This is a genomic window from Streptomyces diastaticus subsp. diastaticus (genome assembly GCF_011170125.1).
GTDB lineage: Bacteria > Actinomycetota > Actinomycetes > Streptomycetales > Streptomycetaceae > Streptomyces > Streptomyces diastaticus.
Genome location: NZ_BLLN01000003.1, coordinates 1,060,481 through 1,085,422, shown reverse-complemented (window position 1 = coordinate 1,085,422; position 24,942 = coordinate 1,060,481). Strand labels below are relative to the sequence as shown.

Genomic DNA, 24,942 nt, shown 5'->3' with positions numbered 1-24,942 from the left:
TCACATGCGTTCGAAGGAGCGGCGCAGCTCCCAGTCGGTGACGGCGGCGTCGAAGGCGTCCAGTTCGACGCGGGCCATGTTCAGGTAGTGCGCGACCACCTCGTCGCCGAAGGCGGCGCGGGCGATCGGGCTGTGCTCCCAGCGGTCGGCGGCCTCGCGCAGGGTGGTGGGGACGCTGTCGTGGCCGGCGGTGTAGGCGTTGCCGGTGCACGCGTCGGGGAGTTCGAGGCGGTGATCGAGGCCGTGCAGCCCGGCGGCGACCATGCCGGCGACGGCGAGGTAGGGGTTGACGTCGCCGCCGGGCAGGCGGTTCTCGAAGCGGGTGGCGGGGCCGTGGCCGACGACGCGCAGCGCGCAGGTGCGGTTGTCGTGGCCCCAGGCGACGGCGGTGGGGGCGAAGGAACCGGGCCGGAACCGCTTGTAGGAGTTGATGTTGGGGGCGTAGAGGAGGGTGAAGTCGCCGAGGGCGGCGAGCTGTCCGGCGAGGAAGTGGCGCATCGGCCCGGACATGCCGTCGGGGCCGTCGCCGGGTGGGACGGGGGTGCCGTCCTGGTCGGTGAGGGAGAGGTGGATGTGGCAGGAGTTGCCCTCGCGGGCGTCGTACTTGGCCATGAAGGTGAGGGAGACGCCTTCCTGGGAGGCGATCTCCTTGGCGCCGGTCTTGTAGACGGCGTGCTGGTCGCAGGTGGTGAGTGCGTCGTCGTAGCGGAAGACGATCTCGTGCTGGCCGGGATTGCACTCGCCCTTGGCCGACTCGACGGTGAGGCCGGCGACGGCCATCTCGTTGCGGATGCGGCGCAGCAGCGGCTCGACTCGGCCGGTGCCGAGGACGGAGTAGTCGATGTTGTAGCGGTTGGCGGGGGTGAGGTCCTGGTAGCTGCGGTCCCAGGCGCTCTCGTAGCTGTCCTGGAAGACGATGAACTCCAGCTCGGTGCCGACCTGGGCGGTGAGTCCGCGTTCGGCGAGCCGGTCGAGCTGGCGGCGCAGGATCTGCCGCGGGGCGGCGAGCACGGGTGAGCCGTCGGTCCAGGCGAGGTCGGCCATGAGCAGCGCGGTGCCGTCGTTCCAGGGGACGCGGCGCAGGGTGGCCGGGTCGGCGTGCAGGGCGAAGTCGCCGTAGCCCCGGTCCCAGGAGGCCATCGCGTAGCCGTCGACGGTGTTCATCTCGACGTCGACCGCGAGGAGGTAGTTGCACCCCTCGGTGCCGTGCTGGAGGACCTCGTCGAGGAAGAAGGGGGCGGCGAACCGCTTGCCCTGGAGGCGTCCCTGCATGTCGGGGAAGGCCAGGACCACCGTGTCGATCTCTCCGGCGCCGACCAGGCCGCGCAGCTCCTCGACGGAGAGCGGGGGTGTGCGGTGTACCACGGGAATTCCTCCTTCGCCACCGAGGGCCATAAGGTATGGGGAGCGACCATTGATTGGGAAGGGGATACCGCCGGATGACGGACGCCAGCGCGTCGCCGCGAGGCGCCGACGGGGAGCGCGCGCCGGGGGCGCGCGACGACCGCCTCGCCGCCGTCCTGCGCCCGGTGCGGGCGGGCAACGGCTTCGAGGAGGCGCTGGAGCAGCTCCTCCAGGTGATCCGGCTCGGTCTGGTGCCGGCGGGCGGGCGGCTGCCCTCGGAGCGGAATCTCGCCGAGCGGCTCGCGGTGAGCCGGGGGACGCTGCGCGAGGTCCTGAAGGCCCTCCAGGACCAGGGGCTCGTGGAGCCGCGGCGGGGCAGGTACGGCGGTACGTTCGTCCGCGCGCCCGGCGCCGGGGAGGGTCCGGTGCGCGGACGCACGGAGGTGGCCGAGCTGGAGGACACGCTGCGGTTCCGGGAGGTTCTGGAGGTGGGCGCGGCCGAGCTGTGCGCGGCGCACGGGCTCGACGCCGGGGGCGCGCGGCGGCTGCGGGAGGCCCTGGAGCGCACCGGTGACACCCCGTTCGACGACTACCGGCGCCAGGACACCCTGTTCCACCTCACCCTCACCGAACTCGCCGGCTCCCCCTCCCTGACGGCCCGGTACGCGGCGGTCCGCGCCGAGGTCAACGGCCTCCTCGACGGCATCCCCCTCCTGGTGCGGAACCTGGAGCACTCCCAGCGGCAGCACGCGGCGGTGGTGGAGGCGGTGCTCGACGGCCGGCCGGACGCGGCCCGGGAGATCATGCGCGAACACTGCGCGGGCACGGCGGCCCTGCTGCGGGGCTTCCTGACCTGAACGGTCCCGACCCCGGCCCGCGGGGGTCTCGCCCGAGGACCGGACCCCGTGCGGCCACGGGTCTTGCTCCCCGGGCACGGGCGACGCAAAGGTATGGCCTCACTCCTTTGCGCCTCCACCGGGTCCGTGGGAGTCGCGCATGACCCGCGAACCCGGTACTCGACGGCGGCCCTGGCGGTGCTGGTGCCGCTCACCTTCTTCCCCTCGACCGGTTCGCGCGGCACCGCGGCCCTCCAGGACGCGGGTGACCCGCTGGTGGGGGCGCTCCAGCCGGGCGGCGAGCCGACCGTCCTGGTCCGGACCGTCACCTACGCGGGCCCGGCCGGACTCCTCGCCTCGTTCCTCTCGTTGATCTGTGCAGGCACCCGCCCGCTCTCCGCTCCCGGCCCGGAGACCTGCCCCGCTTTCCTCCCTCCTGACCAGCCGCCGCCAAGCCCCCTGTCCGGGGCGGCTGCTCCGGGACGCCATCGGCTCCGGCCTCGACGCCGCCACCGGCGACGGGGCGCGGATGCTCGACGTCGCCGTCCTCGGCGACGCCATCAGCTACGCCCTGCTGTCGCTCTCCCCGTCGTGCCGCGCCGCCGGGAGCCGGAACCGCACCGGCCCCACCGCACACGGGCGGCGTCGTGACCTCCTCGGTGGCGCTGACGCCGGCCTGCGCGGCGCTGGTGGCGGCCTTCCTGGTCGACGTGGCCGCCGACGTGATCGCGCTGGTCGTCCACGGAGTGGCGGTAGCCTGCTTCGGCCTCCCCAGCCGCCACCATCCGGTGGCGAAGGCCCCCGAGGAGGAGTTCGCGGCCCTGGCCGCCGCCGAGGCCGCACTCGACCGGGGCTGAGGCCCCGGCCGTCCGGCCCGTCCGGGCGGCCTGTTGTCCGGCACCACCCCCGCGCGTGAGGAGTACGGTCCATGGACGTCCCACCGCTGATCGGCGTCAGCACCTACCTGGAGGACGAGGCCGGCTGGGGGGTGTGGACGATGCCGGCCGCGCTGCTGCCCGCCGGGTACGCCGCACTGGTCCGGGCGGCGGGCGGCCTCGTCGCGATGCTGCCGCCCGACGCGCCGGAGCGGGCCGGCGCCGTGGTGGCCCGTGTCGACGGCCTCGTGATCGCGGGCGGCCCCGACGTGGAGCCGGCCCGCTACGGTGCGGAGCGCGACCCGCGTACCGGCCCCCCGGCTCCGGCCCGGGACGCGTGGGAGCTGGCGCTGATCGACGCGGCGCTCTCGCTCGGCACCCCGCTGCTCGGGATCTGCCGGGGCATGCAACTGCTCAACGTCGCCCTCGGCGGCACGCTCGTCCAGCATCTCGACGGGCACACGGGCGGCACCGGGGTATTCGGCTCCCACCCGGTCAAACCGGTCCCGGGCAGCCGGTACGCGGCGGCCGTGCCGGAGGAGTCGGTGGTCCCCGCCTACCACCACCAGTGCGTGGACGAGCTGGGCCGGGGCCTGTCCGTCTCGGCGCAGGCCGACGACGGCACGGTGGAGGCCATCGAGACGGCCGGCGAGCCCTGGGTGCTCGGGGTCCAGTGGCATCCGGAGATGGGCGAGGACACCCGGGTGATGCGCGCCCTGGTGGAGGCGGCCGCCACGAGGGGCCGGCGGTGGTCCGGCTGACCGGGCTTCAGCCCCGCCCGCCCCGCGTCAGCCCCAGCAGATCCCGGGCGGGGCCGACGGGAGGGTGCCCGGTGGGCCAGACGGCGCGCAGGTCGCGGGTGAGCCGGACGCCCTCGACGGGGATCCTGACCAGGCGCCCGGCGGCCAGTTCGTCGCCGACCGCCAGCTCGCTGAGGACGGCCGGGCCCGCGCCACTGGCTACGGCGGCCTTCAGAGCGGTGGTCGAGGAGAGCTCCAGCAGCGGTGCCGTCAGTCCGCCGACCGCCCGGGACAGCACCTGGCGCGTCCCGGAGCCCTCCTCCCGGAGGATCAGCGGCCGGCCCGCGAGCTGGGCCGCGTCCAAGGGGGCGGCCCGGCGCGTCCAGGGGTGGCCCGGGGCGGTGACGACGACCAGCCGGTCCCGGGCGACGGTCACGGCGTCGAGCCCGGCGGGCACCGCGGGCCCCTCCACGAACCCGAGGTCGGCCTCGCCGTCCAGCAGCAGCGCGGCGACCGCCTCGGAGTTCCCGGCGCGCAGCGAGACGGCGGTGGCCGGCCGCAGCGCGCGCAGCCCGATGAGCCAGCCGGGCAGCAGGTACTCGGCGATGGTCAGACTGGCGGCGACCCGCAGCCTCGCGTCCCGCCGGTCGCGCAGCGCCTGGACGCCGGCGTCGAAGGCGGCCGACGCCTCCACCACGCGTCCCGCCCAGTCGGTGACGAGGGCCCCGGCCGGGGTGAGCCGGGAGCCACGCGGTGAACGGTCGACCAGGGCGAGGCCCAGGTCGCGCTCCATCACCCGGACTCGCCCGCTGGCGGCCGGCTGGCTGATGCCGAGTTCCTCGGCGGCCCGGCCCAGGCTGCCGAGGCGGGCCACCGCCAGCAGTAGCTGGAGCGAGCCCAAGGGAGGCATTCGGCGGGCCAGGCCCGGATCGGCCGGGGCCACAACGGCCGGGGCCGCATCGGCGGACTCCGGTACGGCGGGTTCCGGGACGGCGGGCTCGTCGGTGCTCATAGGGCCAGGTTATGAGCCCATGACCGGCGGCAGGCTGGTGGGCCCGGCCGGTGGAAGGGCAGAGTGAGGGGATGGTTGCCCTCACCACGCGTTCCCCCGTCCCGCCCGCCGTCGCCTCCGGCCCCGCCCCGGTGCGCCGCCTGCCCGCCCTGCGCCATCTGGGCCCGAACTGGTACGCCTCGGTGATGGGTACCGCCATCGTGGCGACCGCCGGGGCGGGGCTGCCCTGGCAGCCGCCGGGGCTGCGGACGGTGCTCACGGTGGTGTGGGCGCTCTCCGCACTCCTGCTGCTGGTGCTGCTCGCCGCCCGCACGCTGCACTGGGCGCGCCACCGGGATCAGGCCCGCGCGCACCTGATGGACGCCGCGATGGCCCCGTTCTACGGCTGCCTGGCGATGGCGCTGCTGGCGGTCGGCGGGGCGACGCTGGTGGTGGGTGTCGACTGGATCGGCCTGCGGGCGGCCGTCGCCGTCGACCTGGTGCTGTTCACGGCGGGGACGGTGACTGGCGTCCTGGCCGCGGTCGCCGTGCCGTACCTCATGGTGGTCCGGCACCGGCCCGCGATGGCGACGGCCTCCCCGGTCTGGCTGCTGCCGGTGGTGGCCCCGATGGTCTCGGCGGCGCTGGGGCCGCTGCTGGTGCCGCACCTGGCGTCCGGCCAACTCCGCCGCACGCTGCTGTACGGCTGTTACGGCCTCTTCGGGCTGAGCCTGCTCGGGGCGCTGGTGATGCTGCCGCTGATCCTGGGCCGCCTGCTGACCGGCGGCCCGCCCGCGCCGGCGCTGACACCCACCCTCTTCCTGGTACTCGGCCCGCTCGGGCAGTCCACCACCGCCGTCCACCAGCTCGCCGAGGCGGCGCCGGGCGTCGTGCCCGAGCCGTACGCGCGGGGTTTCACGGTGCTGGCGGTGCTGTTCGGGGTGCCGGTGATGGGGTTCGCGGCGCTGTGGCTGGGGCTGGCCGGGGCGCTGGTGGTGCGCGCGCTACGGCGCGGCATGGGCTTCTCGCTGACCTGGTGGGGGTTCACCTTCCCCGTGGGCACCTGCGTGACCGGCCTGACGGGGCTGGCCCGGCAGACCGGCCTCGGCGCGTTCGCGCTCGGGGCGGCCGGGCTGTACGGGCTGCTGGTGACGGCCTGGCTGGTGGCGGGCACCGGCACCGTCCGCCGCCTGGTCTCCGGCCGGCTGCCGGCGCCCCCCGCCTGAGCGCGCGGGGAAGGCCGGGGCGGGACGCGGTCAGTCGCGGGTGTCGGCCTCGGTGTCGACGTGATCGGCGACGGTGACGAGGAGGATGCGCGTGTCGGGCCCGGTGGCGCGCCAGCGGTGGCGGACCCCGCCGGTGAGGTAGAGGGTGTCGCCCCGGCCGAGGCGGTGGGCCCGGCCCTCGGCCTCGACCTCGACGGTGCCCTCGACCACGTAGAGCAGTTCGTCGTTGCGGTGGAGCTGCTCGCGGCCCTCGTCGTGGTCGCCGGTGAATTCCAGCGCCTCCAGCTGGTGGTGCCCGGGGACGAGGGTGCGGATCTCCTTGCCGCCCCTGTCCTCGGGGTCCGCGCGGACCACCTCCACGGTGTGGGCGGGGTCGACGGAGTCCATCAGCTCGACGGCGGTGGTCTCCAGCGCGTCGGCGACGGCCTCCAGCGAGCGCAGGCTGGGGCGGGCCCGCTGGTTCTCCACCTGGCTGAGGAAGGGCACGGAGAGGCCACTGCGCTCCGCGACGGCCGCCAGTGTCAGCTCCAGGGCACGGCGCCGCCGCCGGACGGCCGGCCCGACCCGCAGGGTCACTTTCTCGTCCATCGCTGCGGCGCCCCCTCGTGTTCCTCGGCTCCCGTGGGTGTTCCGGCACCCTACGCAAAGCCCGGCGGTCAGTGGTTCCTCCGGACGGGCGTCCGGAGGCATCCCCTCCTGGTAACCCTGCCCGACGGACCCGGTCCGTGGCGAGTGGAAAGCCGTGACCGGCGGGATCGCCGGGCGCACGGGGGCGCATGGCGAAGGGGCGGACCCCACTTCACGGTGGGGTCCGCCCCTTCGCCGGACGCGCCGGAGGCGCGCCGTCAGGTGACGGTCCGCTCACGTCGAGTCGTCCGGCGCCGGGGCGCGGACGCTCTCACGCGGCGTACGGCCGGCTCACACGGGTGCGAGCTCGTCGACCAGCTCCGGGTGCTTCTTGAGCCAGGCGTCGACGGCCTGCTCCTCCTTGCCCGTGCCGCGCTTCTGGATCTCGTTCTCCAGCCCGGCGAGCTGCTCCTCGCTGAGCTTGAAGTCGCGGAACCAGTCGGAGGCCACCGGGTAGTTCTCGGTGAACGACTTGTGCGCCACGGTCCGCAGCCGGTCGCCCTCGCCGAAGAGCTTCTTCGGGTCCTCCAGCTTGTTCAGCTTGTACTCGTTGTACGCCCAGTGGGGCGTCCAGAGCATGACCGCGATCGGCTCCTTCTTGGCGTACGCGCGCTTCAGCTCGGCGAGCATGCCGGGGGTGGAGCTGTCGACGACCTTGTACTCGTCGCTCAGACCGTATCCGGGGACGACCTTGTTCTTCAGGATGTCCATCGTCTCGGTACCGGCCTCGATACCCACGATGCGGCCGTCGAACTGCTCGCCCTTGCCCTTGAGGTCGGCGAGGGACTTGACGTCCTTCACGTAGTCGGGGACGGCCAGCTCTAACGAGGTGGGGCCGTACCAGTCACCGAGGTCGACCAGTTCGTCCTGGTACTTGTCCCAGTACTTCTTCTGGGTGTTCGGCAGCCAGGCGTCGAACTGCACGTCGATCTGGCCGCGCGACATCGCCGCGTACATCGGCCCGACCTCGAACTGGCGCAGGTTCATCTTGTAGCCGCGCTCCTCGAGGACGTGCTTCCACAGGTACGTGGCGGCGATGTCCTCCTCCCACGGGAACCAGGCGACCTCCATGGTGCGCTCGGCCTCGGCGGCGATGTCCTTCTTCTTGTCGCCGTCGGCGGAGACGGGGGCCCAGGTGTCGAGGGCCTTGGGCTGGTCCTTCAGCCAGGCGCGGACGGCGTCCTGCTCCTTGCCCTTGTCCGCACCCTGGATCTCCGCCTCCAGGCTGGTCAGCTGCTCCTCGGACATCTTGAAGTCCTTGAGCCACTTACCCACCTCGGGGAAGTCCGACGAGAAACCCTTACGCGCCAGCGTGTGGATCTCGTCCCCCTCGCCCCAGGCACCCTCCGGGTCCTTGAGCTTCGTCAGGTCGAACTCGTTGTACGCCCAGTGCGGCGACCACAGAGTGACCGCGACCGGCTCCTTCTTCGCATAGGCACGCTTCAGCTCCGCCAGCATCGCCGGCGTCGAACCGTCGACGACCTTGAACTCCTTGTCCAGGCCGTACTCCTTCAGCACCTTGCTCTTCAGGAGCTGCATCTCACCGGCACCCGGCTCGATACCGACGATCCGGCCCTTGAACTTGTCCGCCTGACCCTTCAGATCCTCCATCGACTCGATCCCCTTCACATACGAGGGAACCGCGACCTCAAGAGACGTCGGGCCGTACCACGAACCCATGTCCTCCAACTTGTCGCCGTACTTCTTCCAGTACGACTCATGCGTGGTCGGAAGCCACGAATCCGTCTCGAAATCGATCTCACCGCTGGCCATACCCGTGTACAGGGCACCGGCCTCGTACTGCTGAGCGTTGACCTTGAAACCGCGCTGCTCCAGCATCTCCTTCCACAGATACGTGGAAGCGATGCCCTCGTCCCAAGGGATGTAACCGATGTTGATCTCACGGCCCTGGCCCACGTTCCCGGCGTCGGCGCGGGCCTCGTCGTCCGAGGAGCCGAGGGCGCCCATGCCGCCGGCGACCAGCGCGAGCACGACGACGCCGATCATGGCGACGGCGGTCTGGGGGCGGTAGCTCCAGATCTTCTTGCTGCCGGCGGCCGTGGCGCGGGCCTTGGCTATGGCGCGGCGGCCGACCGGCGAGACCTGCTGGCCCAGGCCGCTGGTGAGGCGGTCCAGGTAGATCGCGAGGATGACGATGGAGACACCGGCTTCGAAGCCGAGGCCGATGTTCAGCTGGCTGATGCCCTCGTAGACCGAGCTGCCGAGGCCGGCCGCGCCGACCATGCCCGCGATGACGACCATCGACAGGCCCAGCATGATGACCTGGTTGACACCGGCCATGATCGTGGAGAGCGCCAGCGGGAGCTGCACCCGCAGCAGGGTGTTGCGTGGCGTCGTGCCGAAGGCTTCGGCCGCTTCCACCAGCTCTCCGTCGACCTGCCGGATGCCCAGCTCGGTCATCCGGACGCCCGGAGGCATCGCGAAGATGATGGTGGCGACGATGCCGGGGGCGGCGCCGAGGCCGAAGAAGATGACGGCCGGCAGCAGGTAGACCATGCCGGGCATGGTCTGCATGAAGTCCAGGACCGGTCGCAGCGCGGCGCTCACCGTGCGGGAGCGGGCCGCCCATATGCCCAGCGGCACGGAGACCACGATCGCGACCAGGGTGGCGACCAGCACCAGCGACAGCGTCGCCATCGCGTCGTCCCACAGCTCCATCGAGATGATGAGGCCGAATCCGACGAAGCTCAGGGCGCCGGCCAGCAGGCCGCGCAGCCACCAGGCGATGACGGCGAAGATCCCCGCGAGCAGCAGCGGCTCGGGGGCGGTGAGAACCGCGTTGATGCCGGTGTCCAGGCCCTTGACGACGGCGCTGATGGCGTCGAAGAGCCAGGAGAGGTTGTTCTGGAGCCAGTCGACACCGGAGTCGACCCACTCGCCGAAGGGCAGCCTAGGCATGGGCGCTCACCTTGCCCTCGTCCTCGTCGGCGGCGTCACGCGGCGCCGAGGGGGACATCGGCTCGCCGAGCACGGCGAGCAGTCGTTCACGGGGGACGACACCGACCAGCTTGCCGCCGGCGTCGGTCACCGCGACCGGCTCGGCGCTGGTGGCGCAGGGGGTGAACAGCTCGATGATGGGCGTGTCCTCAGCGACCACCGCGGGGGCGGCGTCGAGGATCTCCCGCTCGGATCGGGTGCCGCTGCCACCGAGGCTCTTCCCGCCGGTGGCGGCGGGGGCGTCCGTCACGGTGCCCGCGTCGGCCATGATCGCCGCGGCGGTCAGCACGCGGGAGCGGTCGACGTCCTGGGTGAAGGAGGCGACATAGTCGTTGGCCGGGGTCACGAGGATGTCCTCGGAGCTGCCGATCTGGACGATGCGGCCGTCCCGCATGACGGCGATGCGGTCCCCGAGGCGCATCGCCTCGTTGAGGTCGTGGGTGATGAAGACGATGGTCTTCTTCAGCCGCTTCTGGAGCTCCAGGAGCTGGTCCTGCATGTCGCGGCGGATCAGCGGGTCGAGCGCGCTGAACGACTCGTCCATCAGCAGCAGGTCGGCGTCGGTGGCCAGCGCGCGGGCGAGGCCCACCCGCTGCTGCATACCGCCGGACAGCTCGTCGGGCCAGGACTTCTCCCAGCCGGCGAGCCCGGCGAGCTCCAGCGCCTCCAGCCCGCGGCGCTCCCGCTCGGCACGCGGCACGCCCTGGACCTCCAGGCCGTACGCGGCGTTCTCCAGCACGCTGCGGTGCGGGAAGAGCGCGAAGTGCTGGAAGACCATGCTGATCTTCTGCGAGCGGACGGCGCGCAGGTCGGCGGGGGCCAGTTCGGTCAGGTCCTGGCCGTCGAAGCGGACGTGCCCGGCGGTGGGCTCGAGGAGCCCGTTCAGCATACGCAGCAGCGTCGACTTGCCGGAGCCGGAGAGCCCCATGACGACGAAGATCTGGCCAGGCTCGACGGAGAAGGAGGCGTCGATCACCGCGGCCGTGGTGCCCTCGGCACGCAGCTCGTCCCGGTCGGCTCCCTTCTCCAGTCGTTGCACCGCTTCATCGGGTCGTCTTCCGAACACTTTGTACAGATGCTCGGCTTGCAGCCTGGACACATACACCTCTCGGTTTGTCACGACGACGGCCCGCCTCCCCCGCCGGCGGGCCGTGGAGCGGCACGGTTCCGCCCGCGCCCCGGGAAAATGGCGCGAAGGCGCCGCGCCCGGGTCTGCTCCGCCTGCGCGCCTGCCCGGACTCAAAAGAATCAAACAAGGGAGTGAGGCGGCTCACTTTCTGTGCACGAAACTCGCACGCAGGCGCACTTTGACTACTCTACGTGACATGGTCAGGGTGCGGAAGGTCCCCTTTTGGCCACTCAACGCCCCGGCGGACCCGTGGGCCGCGCCCCGCCCGTCCGCCGCATCCGCCCCCCGGGTACGCGATGATGCCGAGGTGACTCAGCCAACACCGCGCCTCATGCTCCTGGACACCGCGTCCCTGTACTTCCGGGCCTACTTCGGCGTCCCCGACACGGTCCGGGCGCCCGACGGCACTCCGGTCAACGCCGTGCGGGGCCTGCTCGACTTCATCGCCCGCCTGGTCCAGGACCACCGTCCGGACACTCTGGTCGCCTGCATGGACGCCGACTGGCGCCCGGCCTGGCGGGTCGAGCTGATCCCGACGTACAAGGCGCACCGGGTGGCGGAGGAGAGCACCGAGGGCCCGGACGTGGAGGAGACCCCGGACACGCTCTCGCCGCAGGTGCCGGTGATCGAGGCGGTGCTCGACGCGCTGGGCATCGCCCGCGCCGGGGCCGCCGGTTACGAGGCGGACGACGTCATCGGCACCCTGGCCACCGCGGCGGACGGCCCGGTCGACATCGTCACCGGCGACCGCGACCTGTACCAACTGGTGGACGACGCCCGCGGCGTGCGCGTCCTCTACCCCCTCAAGGGCGTCGGCACCCTCCAGCACACCGACGAGGATCTGCTCCGCGAGAAGTACGGCGTCGACGGGCCCGGCTACGCGGAGCTGGCCCTGCTGCGCGGCGATCCCAGCGACGGCCTGCCCGGCGTCCCCGGCGTCGGCGAGAAGACGGCGGCCAAGCTGCTCGCCACCTACGGCGACGTGGCCGGAATCGTCGCGGCCGCCGAGGACCCGCGCTCCAAGGTGACGCCCGCCCAGCGCCGGAGGCTGCTGGAGGCCCGCCCCTACCTGGCCGTCGCACCGAAGGTGGTGCGTGTCGCCACCGACGTCGAGCTGCCCCCCTTCGACCCCGCCCTGCCGCGCGCCCCGCGCCACCCCGAGGCCCTGGCCGCCCTGTCGGAGCGGTGGAACCTGGGCGGCTCGCTGGAGCGGCTGCTCGCGGTGCTGCGTGGCTGAGCTCGGGCCGGACGCCGGACGCGCCCTCTCCACCCGCCCCCGCCCAGGTGTTAGCTTAGGCTCACCTAACCGCACCTGATCAGGGAGGCCCCTCATGGCGGACCGTCCGGCTCGCAAGGCTCCGCAGACCCATCTCGCGCGGGTGGTGCGGACCGAACGGCTCACCCCGCACATGCAGCGGATCGTGCTCGGCGGTGAGGGCCTGGCGCACTTCTCGGCCGGGGAGTTCACCGACCACTACGTCAAGGTGCTCTTCCCGCCCGAGGGCGTGACCTACCCGGAGCCCTTCGACATCGCGGCGATCCGCGCGCAACTGCCGCGCGACCGGTGGCCGGTGACCCGGACCTACACCGTCCGCCGCTGGGACGCCGAGGCCCGGGAGATCACGGTCGACTTCGTCGTCCACGGCGACAAGGGACTGGCCGGGCCGTGGGCCTCGGCCGCCGTTCCCGGCGACGAGATCCGCCTGCTCGGCCCCGGCGGCGCCTACGCCCCGGGCGGCCAGGCCGACTGGCACCTGCTGGCCGGTGACGAGAGCGCCCTGCCGGCCATCGCCGCCGCCCTGGAGGCGCTCGGCGAAGGCGCGCAGGTCCGCGCCTTCGTCGAGATCGCCGGGCCCGAGGAGGAGCAGCGGATCAGCGGACCGCAGGGCGACAACGTGGTCTGGCTGCACCGGGGCGACGCTCCGGTCGGCTCCCTGCTCACCGAGGCCGTGCGCACCCTGGAGTTCCCCGAGGGCGAGGTGCACGCCTTCGTCCACGGCGAGGCCGGCTTCGTCAAGGAGCTCCGCCGCCACCTGCGGATGGAGCGCGGCATCACACGCGACCAGCTCTCCATCTCCGGCTACTGGCGCCTCGGCCACGACGAGGACGGCTGGCAGGCGTCCAAGCGCGACTGGAACGCCCAGGTCGAGGCCGAGCAGGAGCAGGCCGTCCCCGCGGCCTGACCCCACGCCGCCCCTCGGCGGGCGGCCTCGCACTCCCGGGGTACGGGCACCAGAGCCGTCCGTACCCCGGGCCCTGCGTCCCGCGTAGCTCCGGAGCCGGCCGGAGAGCCGCGCGGGCCGGGCCCGCCCCGGGCCGGACACGGCCGCGTCCCGGGTCCGGGTCGCCGCCGTGTCCACCGCCCGCCGCTCCTGATCCGGGCGGGCGGACGGCGCACCGGGCCCGAAGGTCACAGAACGGCAAAACCTCCTGTCGCGGCCCATCCGCCTCGCCCTCCGCCCCGAATTCCTCGAGCAGTGGCCCTGCTGCGCCCGGACCCGGCGAAGGAGTACGCGTGAAGGAACCCGTCCACATCGGCCCGCCCCCCTCGGCGGCGCCCGACCTGGAGGCGTTGATGGGCCAGGTCGCCGTCGGCGACCGGGACGCCTTCACCACCGTGTACGAAGCGGTGGCGGGACCGGTCCTCGGTCTGGTCCGCCGGGTGCTGCGCGACCCGGCCCAGTCGGAGGAGGTCGCCCAGGAGGTGCTGGTCGAGGTGTGGCGCACCGCCGCGCGCTACCGGCCCGCCAAGGGATCCGTGATGACGTGGGTTCTGACGCTGGCGCACCGCCGCGCCGTCGACCGGGTCCGCTCCGCGCAGGCCGCCGCCGACCGCGAGGAGCGGGCCGCCCTGCTCGACCGCACCCCCGCCTTCGACGAGGTCGCCGAGCAGGTCGAGACCCGGCTGGAGCGTGAGCAGGTGCGCCGCTGCCTGCGCGCCCTCACCGAGCTCCAGCGCGAGTCGGTCAGCCTCGCGTACTACCGCGGCCTCGCCTACCGCGAGGTCGCCGAACTGCTCACGGTGCCGCTCGGCACCGTGAAGACCCGCCTGCGCGACGGCCTGATCCGGCTGCGCGACTGCCTGGGGGTGAGCGTATGACCACCGCCGAACTCCACACGCTGACCGGCGCCTACGCGCTGCACGCCCTGGACGACGAGGAGCGGGCCGCTTTCGACCGTCACCTCGCGGACTGCCCGGCCTGCACCACCGAGGTCGCCGAGCTCACCGCCACGGCGGCCCGGCTGGGGCTCGCCGAGACCGCCGACGCGCCGCCGGAGATGAAGGACCGGGTGATGCGCCGCATCGGCGAGGTGCGCCAGGAGCCGCCTCGCACGACCGCCGTGGACTCCGCGCGACGGCCCGGCCGGGCCCGCCGGTTCACCGGCCTGGCGCTCGCCGCCTGCCTCGCCGTCGCGGCCGGGCTCGGCGGTGTCGCCGTCTGGCAGCACCAGGAGGCCGAGCAGGCGCGGCAGCGGGCCGAGGCGGCGGAGCGCCAGGCCGCCTCGGTGGCCCGGGTGCTGGCCGCGCCCGACGCCCGCTCGCAGTCGGCCCGGCTGGACTCCGGCAGCCGCGCCACGGTCGTCGTCTCGGCCTCGCTGGACGAGGCGGTGCTGCTCGCGGCCGGCCTGCCCGCGCCGCCCGCGGGGAAGGTCTACCAGCTCTGGTTCGACGACGGCGGCACCATGCGCTCCGCCGGAGTGATGCCGCCCTCCCGGGGCGACGGCGTCGAGGCCGTCCGCCTGGAGGGCGGCGTCGGCGAGGCGTCCGGTGTCGGCATCACCGTCGAACCGCCGGGCGGCTCCCGCCGGCCGTCCTCCGACCCGATCGGCCTGCTCGACCTGCCGGCCTGACCCGTCGGCAGCCTCCGCCGCCGCCCCCGTCCACCCGCTGTCCCGGTGGACGGGGGCGGTTCCGACTCTCCGCGCCGTCAGCTCCGCGAGGCACGCCACGACCTGAGGAAGCAGCAGGTCGCGGCGGTCACGGGAAGAAAGTCCTCACTCCGTCGGGTGACAGACCAATCCCTGGCAGCCGGGGCGCCGAATACCCGATGTGAACCAGGAGACGAGCACCGCACCGCTCAGGCGCACCCGGCCGGCCCGGGCCGCGCTCGCCGCCCTGTCCGGGGTGCTCGCCGCGTTCGCGGCCCTCTGCGCGGGCGAACTCCTCTCGGCGGCCGTACGCCCCGAGTCGAGCCCCGTCACCGCCGTCGGCGGCGCCGTGGTCGACCGGACGCCGGTGGAGGTCAAGGACTGGGCGATCCGCGCCTTCGGCGACGACGACAAGCTGGTGCTGCTCGGCGGCATCCTCGTCCTGCTGGCTCTCTTCGCCGCCGCCGTCGGGCTGGTGGCCCGCCGTCACCGCCCCGCGGGAGTCGCGGGAGTCCTGCTGTTCGGCCTCCTCGGCACCGTGGCGGCGCTCAGCCGGCCCGGTGCCGGATGGCTCGACGCGCTCCCCTCGGCGGGTGGCGCGGTGGCGGGCGCCGGTGTGCTGTGGCTGCTCGCCGGCCGCCTCACCCCGTCGGGTGCGGGCACGACGGAACCTCCGGGCGGCCGGGCCGCCCTCGACCGGCGCGGCTTCGTCCTGGCGGCCGGGGCGTCGGCGGCGGTGTCGGCCGGGGCCGGGTTCGCCGGGCGCCGGCTCGGGGGCTCGGGCGCCGCCGACGCGGAGGCGTCCCGGGCCGGGGTACGACTGCCGAGGCCGGCCTCGCCCGCCCGGCCGGTCCCGGCCCGGGCCCGCCCCCGGGTGGCCGGCCTGAGCCCCTTCACCACCCCGAACCGCGACTTCTACCGCGTCGACACCGCCCTGGTCGTCCCGCGCGTGGACGTCGGGAGCTGGCGGCTCAAGGTGCACGGCGAGGGGGTCCGCCGCCCGCTGGAGCTGGACCTCCCCACCTTGCTGCGCCGCGACCTGATCGAGCGGGACATCACCCTGACCTGTGTCTCCAACGAGGTCGGCGGCCCGTACGTGAGCAGCGCCCGCTGGCTCGGCGTACCGCTGGGTCCGCTGCTGGAGGAGGCCGGGGTCCGGCCGCCGTCCCGGGGCGGCCCCGCCGGCCAACTCGTCTCCCGGTCGGTCGACGGCATGACCATCGGTACCCCGGTCGACACCGTCATGGACGGCCGGGACGCGATGCTCGCGGTCGGCATGAACGGTGAACCGCTTCCCTTCCGGCACGGCTTCCCGCTCCGCATGGTGGTGCCGGGCCTGTACGGCTACGTCTCCGCCTGCAAGTGGCTCCAGGAGCTGGAGCTGACCACCTTCGACGCCTTCGACCCGTACTGGGTCGAGCGCAACTGGGCCCGCGAGGCGCCCGTCAAGACCCAGGCGCGGATCGACACACCGCGCGCCTTCGCCCGGCTCCGCGCGGGCACCGTGCGGGTCGCCGGGGTGGCGTGGGCGCAGCACCGCGGCATCCGCCGGGTCGAGACGCGCGTGGACGGCGGCCCGTGGCAGGAGGCGCGTCTCGCCGCCCAGGCCAGTCCCGACACCTGGCGCCAGTGGGTCTGGGACTGGCCCGCGACCCGGGGCAGCCACACCCTCGAGGTGCGGGCCACCGACGCCACCGGCGCCCGGCAGACCTCCCGCCGTCAGGGCACCGTGCCCGACGGCGCGACCGGCCTCCATTCGGTGGTGGTCAGCGTGGACTGAGCGACCGACCGCCTTCCGGGACCTGTGAGGACCTTCCCCGGGCCCCCGGAGACCCGTTCTGACCGGGTCCGCCCGTATCCGCGGTGCACAGATCCGCAGTACACGAGAGCCGCCCAGCGGTTCACCGACAAGGAGCTCCCCCATGTTCACCACCCGTGTCCGCCGTACCGCCGTCGCCGTCGCCGCCGCCGTGGTCCTGCCCGTGAGTCTCGCGGCCTGCTCCGGCGAGAGCGGCGACAAGGCGGCCGAGTCGCCGTCGTCGGCCGCCTCGCAGGAGAGTCCGGAGAAGTCCACGGGCTCCGAGGGCGCGGACAAGGCGCAGGTCCCGGCCGAGCCGTTCGGCCCGGCGTGCTCCTCGGTGCCGAAGGAGGGCGCGGGCAGCTTCGACGGCATGGCCAAGGACCCGGTCGCCACCGCCGCGTCGCACAACCCCGAGCTGTCCACACTGGTCACCGCGGTCAGGAAGGCCGGTCTGGTCGACACCCTGAACAACGCCGAGGACATCACGGTCTTCGCGCCGGCCAACGACGCCTTCGCCAAGATTCCCAAGGCCGACCTCGACAAGCTCCTCGCCGACAAGGAGGAGCTGACCAAGGTCCTCACCTACCACGTGGTCGGCCAGAAGCTGACCCCGAAGCAGCTGGAGGACGGCTCCTTCGAGACGCTGGAGAAGAGCAAGCTCACCACCATGGGCTCCGGCACGGACTACACCGTCAACGACGACTCCGAGGTCGTCTGCGGCAACGTGCCGACCGCCAACGCCACCGTCTACATCGTCGACACCGTGCTGATGCCGAAGGCCGGCTGAGTCCTGACCGGCCGAGGGCGGAGGGGGCCCGCGGGCGCCCTCCGCCCTTCCGCGCGCCGCCCCCGGGCCTCGTAGGCTGGCCGGATGAGCCGAAGATCCCGCCGTACCCCCGCCCCGCTGCCGCAGCGCGACGGCATCGGCCCCGTCCGGGTGCGCCTGCCGCCGGACGGGCCGTGGGCGACGGTCCGGGACCATCTGGTGGAGCGGCTGCCGGTACCGGCGGCCGAGGTCGACGCGTTGTTCGCCGAGGGCGGGGTGGTCACCGCCGACGGGCGGCCGGTCGCCGCCGACGCGCCGTACCCGCCCGGCGGGCAGGTCTGGTTCCACCGCCGGCCGGCCGAGGAGGTCCCGGCGCCGTACCCGCCGGTGGTGCTCCACCGCGACGAGCACCTCGTGGTGGTCGACAAGCCGCACTTCCTCGCCACCACACCCCGCGGCCGCCACGTCACCCAGACCGCGCTGGCACTGCTGCGCACCCGCCTGCGGCTGCCGGAGCTGAGCCCCGCCCACCGCCTGGACCGCCTCACCGCGGGACTGGTCCTCTTCACCGTCCGCCCCACCGAACGCGCCGCCTACCAGCGGCTCTTCAGCGACCGCCTGGTCCACAAGGAGTACGAGGCGGTGGCCGGGTACGACCCCGCGGTGGCGCTGCCCCGCACCGTCCGCAGCCGTGTCGTCAAGGAACGCGGGGTGATCGCCGCCCGCGAGGTCCCGGGGGAGCCCAATGCCGAGACCCGCGTCGAACTGCTCGGCCACCGAGGCGGCCTGGGCCGCTACCGCCTGCTGCCCCGCACCGGCCGCACCCACCAGCTGCGGGTCCACCTGAACTCGCTGGGCCTGCCGATCCTCGGCGACCCCGTCTACCCGGACGTCACCGACCCCGCGCCGGACGACTTCCGCCGGCCCCTGCAACTCCTCTCCCGCGTCCTTGAGTTCACCGATCCTCTGACCGGCGAGGAGCGTCGCTTCACCAGCACCCGCAAGCTGACCGCGTGGACGGCGTACGACCGGTGGGCGCACGGCGGGCCGGAGCCTGCGGACGGTTCCGGGCCTTGGCCGGCCTGACCGGGGCGCGTGGCCGGGCAGGAGATCGGCGGGTGGCGCGCCGGACACATCCGGCGCGCCACCCGCCGTCGGGCGCTGCCCGGCCCGGTCAGTCCCCGCGCACCCACTCCAGGAGTCGGCGCCAGCCACCGCGCTGCGCCGGCACCGTGGGCGCCGGTCCGGCCGGGCCGGCGGCGGGCGGCGTGGCCCGCGGCGTGGCCGTCCCCGCCGCCGCGGTGCCGGGGACGGGCGAGGTGATCTCCCAGTCGGAGCCGGCGGCGGCCTTGCCGGGGACGCCGCTGAGCGCCACCGGCCGGCGGGGGCTGAAGACCACCGGCAGTTCCTTCAGGTGACTGCTGATCAGCGAGTTGGTCCAGTGCAGCTCCGTCTCGGGGACGGCGAGTTCCACATCGGGCAGCCGCATCAGCAGGGCGTCCACACCGGTGTCGGCGATGGCCCGACCGAGGTCGTCGCCCGGACACTCGTAGACACCCCCGCCGAAGGCGAGATGGGCCCGGTTGCCCTGCATACCGGCCTCCAGGTCCGGGCGGACCACCGGGTCGACGTTGGCCGCCGCGATGTTGAGCAGCAGCGCGTCGCCCTTCCTGATCCGCTGGCCGCCCAGCTCGGCGTCCTGGACCGCGAAGTAGCCGAGCATGGCGCTGAACGGCGGCTGGTCCCAGAGGGTCTGCTCCACCGCCTCCGGCACGGTCATCTGCCCGCCGTTGAGCTGGGCGCGGAAGCGCGGGTCGGTGAGGACCATCCGGAGGACGTTGGCCGTGAGGTTGGAGGTCGCCTCGTACGCGGCGATGAGGACCAGGCGCAGGTGCTGCGCCACCTCGTCGTCGGTGAGGCGTGCCTCGTCCTCGATGAGGCTGCTGGCGAAGTCGTCGTCGGGCTTGGCCCGGCGGCGGGCGACGTGGCGCTCCAGGATGCCCATGATGGCGGCGTTGGAGGCGTTGGCGGTCTCGGTGCCCTGGAGCATGTCGCGGGCGGCGTCGACCATCTCCTCGTTGTACTCCTCGGGCAGGCCGAGGACGTCGAGCATCACCAGCATCGGCAGGTGGTCGGTGAACTGGCTGACCAGGTCGGCGCGGCCGTCCCGCCCGAACTCGTTGACCAGGCGGTTGCTGTGCCGGTTGATGGCGCGGCGCACCCCGCGTTGGTCGATCTTCCTCATCGCTTTGTTGACCGCGCCGCGCAGCCGCTCCCGCTCGGCGCCCTCGGCGAAGGAGCAGATCGGCTGCCACGCGAAGAGGGGCGTGAGCGGGTGGTCGGGGGCGATCGTGCCGTCCTGGATCAGCCGCCAGCGCCGGGAGTTGCGGGTGTAGACGGAGTGGGTCCGCAACATGTGGAGGTTCTCGCTGTGGCCGAGGACCACCCAGACCGGCACGTCGTCGTGGAGCAGGGCGGGGGCGACCGGGCCGTGCTCGGCCCGGAGCTTCTCGAAGAGCGCGGGGGCGTCGCGCTCGGCCTCGGGCCCGTAGAGACGGCGCAGCCCGCCGGCTCCGAGCGGTCCGGCCGGGCCGGCGCCGTGGGCCGGGCACCCGGGAGGGGGCCCGTCGGGGGTTCCGGGCAGGGGGTGAGGGGTCGAGGGGGTCGTCACGGTGGATGCTCCGATGAAGGGTCGGGCGGGGCGGCGGGCGGCACGGCGGTGCGACGGCCTCAGCCGGGTACGGGGGCCCGCGCCGCCCGGCCGGAGGCTTCCGGGCCGGGCGGCGGGCGGTCAGGCGTGGGCCGGGGTCATCTCGTGCAGGTGGCGCATGAGGGTCATCAGTGCGTCCCGGCTGGACTCGCGGTAGCGGGCGTCGCAGTCGAAGAGGGGGACGTACTCGGGCAGGTCGAGGGCGCGGCGCAGGTCGTCGAGGTTGTGTCGGGGCGCCTCGGGGAAGCTGTTGATCGCGACGACGAAGGGGACACCGCGTTCCTCCAGCCGCCCGATGACGTCGAAGCTCACCTCGAGCCGCCGGGTGTCGACGAGGACGACCGCGCCGAGCGCGCCTTCGAACAGGCCGTTCCACAGGAACCAGAACCGCTCCTGTCCTGGGGTGCCGAACAGGTAGAGGACGAGCTGGTCGGTGATGGAGATGCGGCCGAAGTCCATCGCGACGGTGGTCGCGGTCTTCGACTCGACGCCCCGGTTGTCGTCGACGCCGACACCCGCCTGCGTCATGGTCTCCTCGGTGGTCAGCGGACGGATCTCGCTGACCGAACCGACCATGGTGGTCTTCCCGACGCCGAATCCTCCGACGATCACGATCTTGACGGCGGCGGTGGCCGTGTCGGGCAGGACGTCCTCGCTCCGGGGTCCTGTGATCGTGTCAGAGCTTTTGAAGTCCATGCATCACCGCTTCGAGAAGGGAACGGTCCGGGAGCGTCGCGCGGGTGATCGGCGCCCGGGACTCGATCAGCTCGGCGGAGAGCAGATCGGTGAGCAGGATCGTCACCACACTGAAGGGCAGGGCCAGGTAGGCGGAGAGTTCGGCCACGGAGAGCGGCCTGCGGCACAGCCGCAGGACGGCCGCCTGTTCGGGCTGGGCGGTCGGAGGCGGCGGCCCCGACCTGGCCACGATGAGCGTGACCAGATCGATCGGAGCGCGCTCGGCACCGTCGGTGCCACCGGTGAGGACGTACAGCCGCTCGGGGTTGGAGCCTTCCGGTTCCTGTTTCCCGCGCTCGCGCTGGGGAGGGGTCATCCGGTCGACCCGCCGTGGCGCGGTGGGCTGGTGAGGTGGGAGCCGATACGGATGACCAGGTCGCGCATACGGTTGCCGATGAGTCCGGCGTCGACGGTCTCGTCGGTGAGCACCGCGAGGTAGGCGCCGGCGCCGGCGGCCATCAGGTAGAAGAAGCCGCCGTCGATCTCGATGACGACCATCCGCATCCGCCCGTCGGAGTCCGGGATCTCGGTGGCGACCGCCGCCGCCAGGCTCTGGAGTCCGGCGCAGGCGGCGGCGATGCGGTCGGCACCGTCCGGGTCGCCGCCGTAGCGGGCGATCCGCAGGCCGTCGGCGGAGAGCACCACGATCTGCTGGACGCCGGGGACGCCCTCGTCCAGTTCCTTGAGCATCCAGTCAAAGTTGGCACGTTGCTGGATCACGTCCGGTCCCCTTCGTTGTCCTGGTGTCCGTGGGAGGGCGGGCGGCTGTCCCCGGCGGCGGCACCGGAGTCGACGTCCACACCGTTGGCTGCCTTCGTGAACGCCTCCAGCCAGATGCCGGGCTGGGGCTCCTCCTTCTTCTTCTGGGGCGCGGGAGCCGGGTGGCTCCAGTCGTCGGCGGCGGGCGCCGGCGCCGGGACGCTGTGCGGGAAGCCGCCGCGGAGGCGGCTGCGCCGCTGCGGCAGTCCCTCGGGGGTCCACTCGGTGACGACGGGTACGTCGTCCTCGGGCGGCGGGGACATCGAGCGGGAGGAGTGCAGCGGCGGGCCGGAGGTGGGCCGGCGCCTGCGGTAGGGCCGCTCGTCGGCGATGAGGTTGCCGTCGTCGTCGATGCGCTGCACGGCCGCGGCGCCGATGCCGTGGGCGACGGCGGGGGCGGGCTCGTCGGTGAGCATGTCGCGCGGGACGATGAGGACCGCGCGGACGCCGCCGTAGGCGGACTGGCGGAGCGCGATCTGCATGTCGTACATCCGCGCCAGGCGGCCGACGACGGCGAGGCCGAGGCGGGGCGTCTCACCGAGGTCGTCCACGTCGATGCCGGCCTTGGCCTCCTCCAGCTTGCGTTCGACGCGCTCACGGACGACGTCGTTGAGGCTGATGCCCGCGTCCTCGATCTCGATGGCGACGCCGGTCTGGACCTCGTGGGCGGTGACGTGGACGCGGGTGTGCGGCGGCGAGTAGCGGGTGGCGTTGTCGAACAGCTCGGCACAGGCGTGGATGAGCGGTTCGACGGAGATGCCGTCGACGTTGACCTTGGCGACCGAGTGCAGGTCGATGCGGGGGAAGTCCATGATCCGCGACATGGCGCCGCGCAGGACGCTGAAGAGCGGTACGGGCTTGGGCCACTTACGGCTCGGCCGGGCGCCGCCGAGGACGGCGATGCTGTCGGCGAGACGGCCGATGAGGGCCGTGCCGTGGTCGATCCGCAGCAGGTCGTCGAAGACCTCCGGCGTACGGCCGTGGTCCTCTTCCATGTCGCGCAGGTCGGCGGACTGCTTGTGCACGATGGTCTGCACGCGGCGTGCGACGTTGACGAAGGCGCGCTGCGCGGAGTCGCGCAGGGCCTCCTCACGGTCGACGATGCGCAGCACGTTGCGCAGCAGTACCCGCTGAGGGTGCGGCAGTCCGCGGTGGACCTCGCTGCCGTCGATCATGGTGCGCATGACCTCGGAGGGGGACTCGTCGTGCACCTGGAGCCGCCGGACGCAGGCCGGCATGAGCTCCTGGGCAAGATGCAGGATGTCGTCGTCGTGTGCGGCGAGCCGCTGCTCCAGCTGGGCGATCTCGCGGGCGTGCGCCAGGCGTTGGGCGGCGGCGGCACGGCCGCGACGGACCGCTTCGGCCGCGACGGCGATCACCACGAGGGTGGCGGCGGCTCCGGTGACGGCGACCGGTATCCGGGCGGGCTCGGCGACCAGGGCCGCGGCGGCTCCGGTGGCGGCCGCCATCAGCACGGCCGGCAGGAGCAGCACCCGTGCGAATGACGTCTCTCGGCCACCGGGAGGCGATTGGACACTCACCATGTATTGCCCTCAGAACAATCGGCTCGGGAGTTGTGCGAACCATTGGGGAGATGGGGATGAAGGCGCACGAAGTTCTCAACTCGGTGCGCTGCGGGCGAGCTTAGTGCCGGCGGAAACCGCCGTGCGGCATATTCCCCAAGGCCGCACATCGACCCTTGGCAGGCCCTACACTCGACCCCTTTCGCACCCTACGCCTCCGCCCGCGCACGCAGAGTGACGCTCTGGGCGGGAATCGGCCCCTCCCGGTCGGGGCACCCGGATCACACGTCCCCACCCGCCGCCGTGACCTCGTACGACATCCCGGCGCCGTCGCCCCGGCCGTCCGGCGTCCGGCCCGGCGGCCGGCGGCAAAATACCTTCGTCCTTCAACCCCCGTATGACGCACAGCCTTTCGGCTTCACTCGGACGAGTGGCAGGGCGGGTACGCGAAAGGGCCGCACCCCCGAGGGGTGCGGCCCTTCGCGCCGGCCCTCCCGCACGCGGCTCAGGCCGCGTCCCCCCGGACGCGGACGGTGGCCAGCATGGCGCGGTCGGGCTGAAGGGTGAGTGTCGTCATCGGCCGGATCTCGCCGGGGTCCACGTCGAGGGAGTACCGCCGGCCCAGCACCGCGAGGATCAGCACCGCCTCCACGGTGGCGAACCGGGCGCCGACGCAGACCCGGGGGCCGCCGCCGAACGGGAACCAGGCGTACTCGGGGACCGACTCGTCGGCGCCCTCAAGCCACCGCTCCGGCCGGAACACCTCGGCGTCGCCGTACCAGCGCGGGTCGCGGTGGACCGCCCACTGGCTGGTCCACACCCGGGTGCCCGGTGCGACGGGCAGCCCGCCGAGGGACGCGCCCTCCTTGGCGATACCGGTCAGCAGCCACAGGATCGGGTAGAGGCGCAGTGTCTCCTGGACGACCGCCTGGGCGTACGGCAGGCGGGCGAAGTCGTCGAAACCCGGCTCCCGGTCGCCGAGCACCCGGTCCAGTTCCCCGGCGAGGGCGGCCCGCACGCGCGGCTCGCGGGCGAGCAGGTACCAGGCCCACACCAGCGTGCTGCTGGTCGTCTCGTGGCCGCCGATGTACAGCGTGACCGTCTCGTCGCGGATCTCCTCCTCGGAGAGGCGGGTGCCGGTCTCGTCCTGCGCGGCGAGAAGGCGGCTGAGCAGGTCCGGCCGTTCGCCGTCCTCGCGGTGGGCGGCGACGACCCGGCCCACCTCCCGGTCGATGACGGCGGCGGCCCGCTTCACCCGGCGGCGCCCCGGGGTCGGCACCCAGTCCGGCAGGACCGCGCCGATCCCGCTGAACTCCGCTCCGATCTCCCGCTGGGCGATGTCCATGGCCCGGCCGATCGCCTCCACGTCGCCCTGCGCGTCGGTCCCGAAGATGGTGCGCACCGCGATCCGCTGGGTGAGCGCCGCCATCTCGCGCTTGATGTCGATCCGCTGCCCGTCACGCCAGCCGTCGGCGGTGTCCACGGCGCAGGAGGCCATGGTGGCCGCGTAGGACTTGACCTGCTTGGGGCGGACGGAGGGCTGGACCAGGGAGCGCTTGCGGCGCCAGTCCCGGCCACGCGCCACGGTGACGCCGTTGCCGAGGACGGCACGGAAGGCGACGCCGAGGTCCGGCTGGTCGAAGGTGGACTCCACCTCGCGCAGCAGCTCCCCGACGAGCTCCGGGTCGGCGACGAAGAGGCTGGGCTTGCCCGCGAAGTTCCAGCTCACCACGTCCCCGTGATCGCGCAGCCGCTCGAAGAAGGCGAGCGGGTCCTTGCCGAACTCCGGCAGACTCCCCAGCAGCGGGACGCCCTTGGGGCCCGGTACGACGACGGGGGCCTCCCCCCGCCGGCCCTGCTCGGCGGCTCCGGTGCCTGCGGTCATCACGCGCACTCCCCTCCCGGCGGCGCACCGCCGGTCACCGGCGGCTCGCGGCGCATTCTGCCACGCCCGGCCACGAGGAGATCATCAAGCGCCTTAGCCTGTAAGGGAGTTGGCCGGAACCGAAAACCAGCGCCCCGGCTCGCCCCCGCTCCGCGCCCCTTCAGAGC

Annotated in this window: 21 protein-coding genes and 1 pseudogene; 11 read left to right on the top strand and 11 right to left on the bottom strand. The window is 73.4% G+C overall.

Features of this window, described 5'->3' with window-relative positions:
* Positions 1 to 1,365, bottom strand: coding sequence for a glutamine synthetase family protein (locus tag Sdia_RS13250; RefSeq protein ID WP_124288475.1), 1,365 nt, complete (start codon positions 1,363 to 1,365; stop codon positions 1 to 3).
* A 74-nt stretch (positions 1,366 to 1,439) separates the two neighbouring features.
* Between Sdia_RS13250 and Sdia_RS13245 the strand changes: the two genes are divergently transcribed.
* From Sdia_RS13245 to Sdia_RS13235, 3 genes and pseudogenes are all read left to right on the top strand, one after another.
* Positions 1,440 to 2,201, top strand: a complete 762-nt coding sequence (locus Sdia_RS13245; protein ID WP_185392859.1) for a FadR/GntR family transcriptional regulator — start codon at positions 1,440 to 1,442, stop codon at positions 2,199 to 2,201.
* Positions 2,202 to 2,354: 153 nt separating this feature from the next.
* Positions 2,355 to 3,037 (top strand): annotated as a pseudogene (locus Sdia_RS13240) (APC family permease); the annotation flags it as partial.
* Positions 3,038 to 3,108: 71 nt separating this feature from the next.
* Entirely contained in the window at positions 3,109 to 3,816 is a 708-nt protein-coding gene (locus tag Sdia_RS13235) for a gamma-glutamyl-gamma-aminobutyrate hydrolase family protein (protein ID WP_185392860.1), read from the top strand.
* 7 nt (positions 3,817 to 3,823) lie between these two features.
* Here Sdia_RS13235 and Sdia_RS13230 read toward each other — a convergent pair whose 3' ends face one another.
* On the bottom strand, positions 3,824 to 4,807 hold the full coding sequence (locus Sdia_RS13230) for a LysR family transcriptional regulator (RefSeq protein WP_100455999.1): 984 nt from the start codon (positions 4,805 to 4,807) through the stop codon (positions 3,824 to 3,826).
* 71 nt (positions 4,808 to 4,878) lie between these two features.
* Between Sdia_RS13230 and Sdia_RS13225 the strand changes: the two genes are divergently transcribed.
* Positions 4,879 to 6,012, top strand: coding sequence for a TDT family transporter (locus tag Sdia_RS13225; protein ID WP_100456000.1), 1,134 nt, complete (start codon positions 4,879 to 4,881; stop codon positions 6,010 to 6,012).
* Positions 6,013 to 6,042: 30 nt separating this feature from the next.
* On the opposite strand, the gene Sdia_RS13220 is transcribed toward Sdia_RS13225, so the two are convergent.
* From Sdia_RS13220 to Sdia_RS13210, 3 genes are all read right to left on the bottom strand, one after another.
* Positions 6,043 to 6,600 (bottom strand): helix-turn-helix domain-containing protein, encoded by a 558-nt coding sequence (locus Sdia_RS13220; RefSeq protein WP_100456001.1) that lies wholly within the window; start codon positions 6,598 to 6,600, stop codon positions 6,043 to 6,045.
* A gap of 330 nt (positions 6,601 to 6,930) precedes the next feature.
* Entirely contained in the window at positions 6,931 to 9,558 is a 2,628-nt protein-coding gene (locus Sdia_RS13215) for an ABC transporter permease/substrate binding protein (protein WP_191835345.1), read from the bottom strand.
* Entirely contained in the window at positions 9,551 to 10,696 is a 1,146-nt protein-coding gene (locus Sdia_RS13210) for a quaternary amine ABC transporter ATP-binding protein (RefSeq protein ID WP_185392862.1), read from the bottom strand. Before Sdia_RS13210 ends, Sdia_RS13215 begins: the two co-directional genes overlap by 8 nt.
* Before the next feature lie 361 nt (positions 10,697 to 11,057).
* On the opposite strand from Sdia_RS13210, the gene Sdia_RS13205 reads away from it, so the two are divergent.
* The 7 genes from Sdia_RS13205 to Sdia_RS13175 all read left to right on the top strand — a co-directional run bounded on the left by Sdia_RS13205 (position 11,058) and on the right by Sdia_RS13175 (position 18,249).
* Entirely contained in the window at positions 11,058 to 11,963 is a 906-nt protein-coding gene (locus tag Sdia_RS13205; protein WP_100456004.1) for a 5'-3' exonuclease, read from the top strand.
* A gap of 94 nt (positions 11,964 to 12,057) precedes the next feature.
* Positions 12,058 to 12,909 carry a siderophore-interacting protein gene (locus Sdia_RS13200; protein WP_115068486.1) on the top strand — a complete coding sequence of 284 codons (852 nt, stop codon included), beginning with the start codon at positions 12,058 to 12,060 and terminating at the stop codon, positions 12,907 to 12,909.
* 332 nt (positions 12,910 to 13,241) lie between these two features.
* Complete coding sequence (locus Sdia_RS13195; RefSeq protein WP_100456006.1) at positions 13,242 to 13,826, top strand: sigma-70 family RNA polymerase sigma factor; 585 nt, start codon at positions 13,242 to 13,244, stop codon at positions 13,824 to 13,826.
* A complete protein-coding gene (locus tag Sdia_RS13190) occupies positions 13,823 to 14,578 on the top strand; it encodes an anti-sigma factor (protein WP_100456007.1) in 756 nt (251 codons plus the stop codon). Before Sdia_RS13195 ends, Sdia_RS13190 begins: the two co-directional genes overlap by 4 nt.
* Positions 14,579 to 14,777: 199 nt before the next feature.
* Positions 14,778 to 16,376: a molybdopterin-dependent oxidoreductase gene (locus Sdia_RS13185; RefSeq protein ID WP_189401702.1), complete on the top strand. Its 1,599-nt coding sequence runs from the start codon at positions 14,778 to 14,780 to the stop codon at positions 16,374 to 16,376.
* Between the two features lie 142 nt (positions 16,377 to 16,518).
* On the top strand, positions 16,519 to 17,184 hold the full coding sequence (locus Sdia_RS13180; protein ID WP_100456009.1) for a fasciclin domain-containing protein: 666 nt from the start codon (positions 16,519 to 16,521) through the stop codon (positions 17,182 to 17,184).
* An 84-nt stretch (positions 17,185 to 17,268) separates the two neighbouring features.
* Complete coding sequence (locus tag Sdia_RS13175) at positions 17,269 to 18,249, top strand: pseudouridine synthase (protein WP_100456010.1); 981 nt, start codon at positions 17,269 to 17,271, stop codon at positions 18,247 to 18,249.
* An 88-nt stretch (positions 18,250 to 18,337) separates the two neighbouring features.
* Here Sdia_RS13175 and Sdia_RS13170 read toward each other — a convergent pair whose 3' ends face one another.
* The 6 genes from Sdia_RS13170 to Sdia_RS13145 form a co-directional block, all read right to left on the bottom strand.
* Positions 18,338 to 19,834: a cytochrome P450 gene (locus tag Sdia_RS13170; RefSeq protein WP_185392866.1), complete on the bottom strand. Its 1,497-nt coding sequence runs from the start codon at positions 19,832 to 19,834 to the stop codon at positions 18,338 to 18,340.
* 120 nt (positions 19,835 to 19,954) lie between these two features.
* A complete protein-coding gene (locus tag Sdia_RS13165) occupies positions 19,955 to 20,569 on the bottom strand; it encodes a GTP-binding protein (protein ID WP_100456012.1) in 615 nt (204 codons plus the stop codon).
* Positions 20,550 to 20,924, bottom strand: coding sequence for a DUF742 domain-containing protein (locus tag Sdia_RS13160; RefSeq protein ID WP_100456013.1), 375 nt, complete (start codon positions 20,922 to 20,924; stop codon positions 20,550 to 20,552). Before Sdia_RS13160 ends, Sdia_RS13165 begins: the two co-directional genes overlap by 20 nt.
* Positions 20,921 to 21,328, bottom strand: coding sequence for a roadblock/LC7 domain-containing protein (locus Sdia_RS13155; protein ID WP_115068490.1), 408 nt, complete (start codon positions 21,326 to 21,328; stop codon positions 20,921 to 20,923). Before Sdia_RS13155 ends, Sdia_RS13160 begins: the two co-directional genes overlap by 4 nt.
* Positions 21,325 to 22,911 (bottom strand): sensor histidine kinase, encoded by a 1,587-nt coding sequence (locus Sdia_RS13150; protein ID WP_189500555.1) that lies wholly within the window; start codon positions 22,909 to 22,911, stop codon positions 21,325 to 21,327. Before Sdia_RS13150 ends, Sdia_RS13155 begins: the two co-directional genes overlap by 4 nt.
* Positions 22,912 to 23,395: 484 nt before the next feature.
* Entirely contained in the window at positions 23,396 to 24,775 is a 1,380-nt protein-coding gene (locus tag Sdia_RS13145; RefSeq protein WP_100456016.1) for a cytochrome P450, read from the bottom strand.
* Between the last annotated feature and the right edge of the window lie 167 nt (positions 24,776 to 24,942).

Bases quoted from the DNA above. Each gene is read 5' to 3' on its own strand.
- Sdia_RS13245 (WP_185392859.1), top strand. From the start codon at position 1,440: ATGACGGACGCCAGCGCGTCGCCGCGAGGCGCCGACGGGGAGCGCGCG.
- Sdia_RS13235 (WP_185392860.1), top strand. From the start codon at position 3,109: ATGGACGTCCCACCGCTGATCGGCGTCAGCACCTACCTGGAGGACGAG.
- Sdia_RS13230 (WP_100455999.1), bottom strand. From the start codon at position 4,807: ATGAGCACCGACGAGCCCGCCGTCCCGGAACCCGCCGTACCGGAGTCC.
- Sdia_RS13225 (WP_100456000.1), top strand. From the start codon at position 4,879: ATGGTTGCCCTCACCACGCGTTCCCCCGTCCCGCCCGCCGTCGCCTCC.
- Sdia_RS13220 (WP_100456001.1), bottom strand. From the start codon at position 6,600: ATGGACGAGAAAGTGACCCTGCGGGTCGGGCCGGCCGTCCGGCGGCGG.
- Sdia_RS13215 (WP_191835345.1), bottom strand. From the start codon at position 9,558: ATGCCTAGGCTGCCCTTCGGCGAGTGGGTCGACTCCGGTGTCGACTGG.
- Sdia_RS13205 (WP_100456004.1), top strand. From the start codon at position 11,058: ATGCTCCTGGACACCGCGTCCCTGTACTTCCGGGCCTACTTCGGCGTC.
- Sdia_RS13200 (WP_115068486.1), top strand. From the start codon at position 12,058: ATGGCGGACCGTCCGGCTCGCAAGGCTCCGCAGACCCATCTCGCGCGG.
- Sdia_RS13190 (WP_100456007.1), top strand. From the start codon at position 13,823: ATGACCACCGCCGAACTCCACACGCTGACCGGCGCCTACGCGCTGCAC.
- Sdia_RS13180 (WP_100456009.1), top strand. From the start codon at position 16,519: ATGTTCACCACCCGTGTCCGCCGTACCGCCGTCGCCGTCGCCGCCGCC.
- Sdia_RS13175 (WP_100456010.1), top strand. From the start codon at position 17,269: ATGAGCCGAAGATCCCGCCGTACCCCCGCCCCGCTGCCGCAGCGCGAC.
- Sdia_RS13165 (WP_100456012.1), bottom strand. From the start codon at position 20,569: ATGGACTTCAAAAGCTCTGACACGATCACAGGACCCCGGAGCGAGGAC.
- Sdia_RS13160 (WP_100456013.1), bottom strand. From the start codon at position 20,924: ATGACCCCTCCCCAGCGCGAGCGCGGGAAACAGGAACCGGAAGGCTCC.
- Sdia_RS13150 (WP_189500555.1), bottom strand. From the start codon at position 22,911: ATGGTGAGTGTCCAATCGCCTCCCGGTGGCCGAGAGACGTCATTCGCA.
- Sdia_RS13145 (WP_100456016.1), bottom strand. From the start codon at position 24,775: ATGACCGCAGGCACCGGAGCCGCCGAGCAGGGCCGGCGGGGGGAGGCC.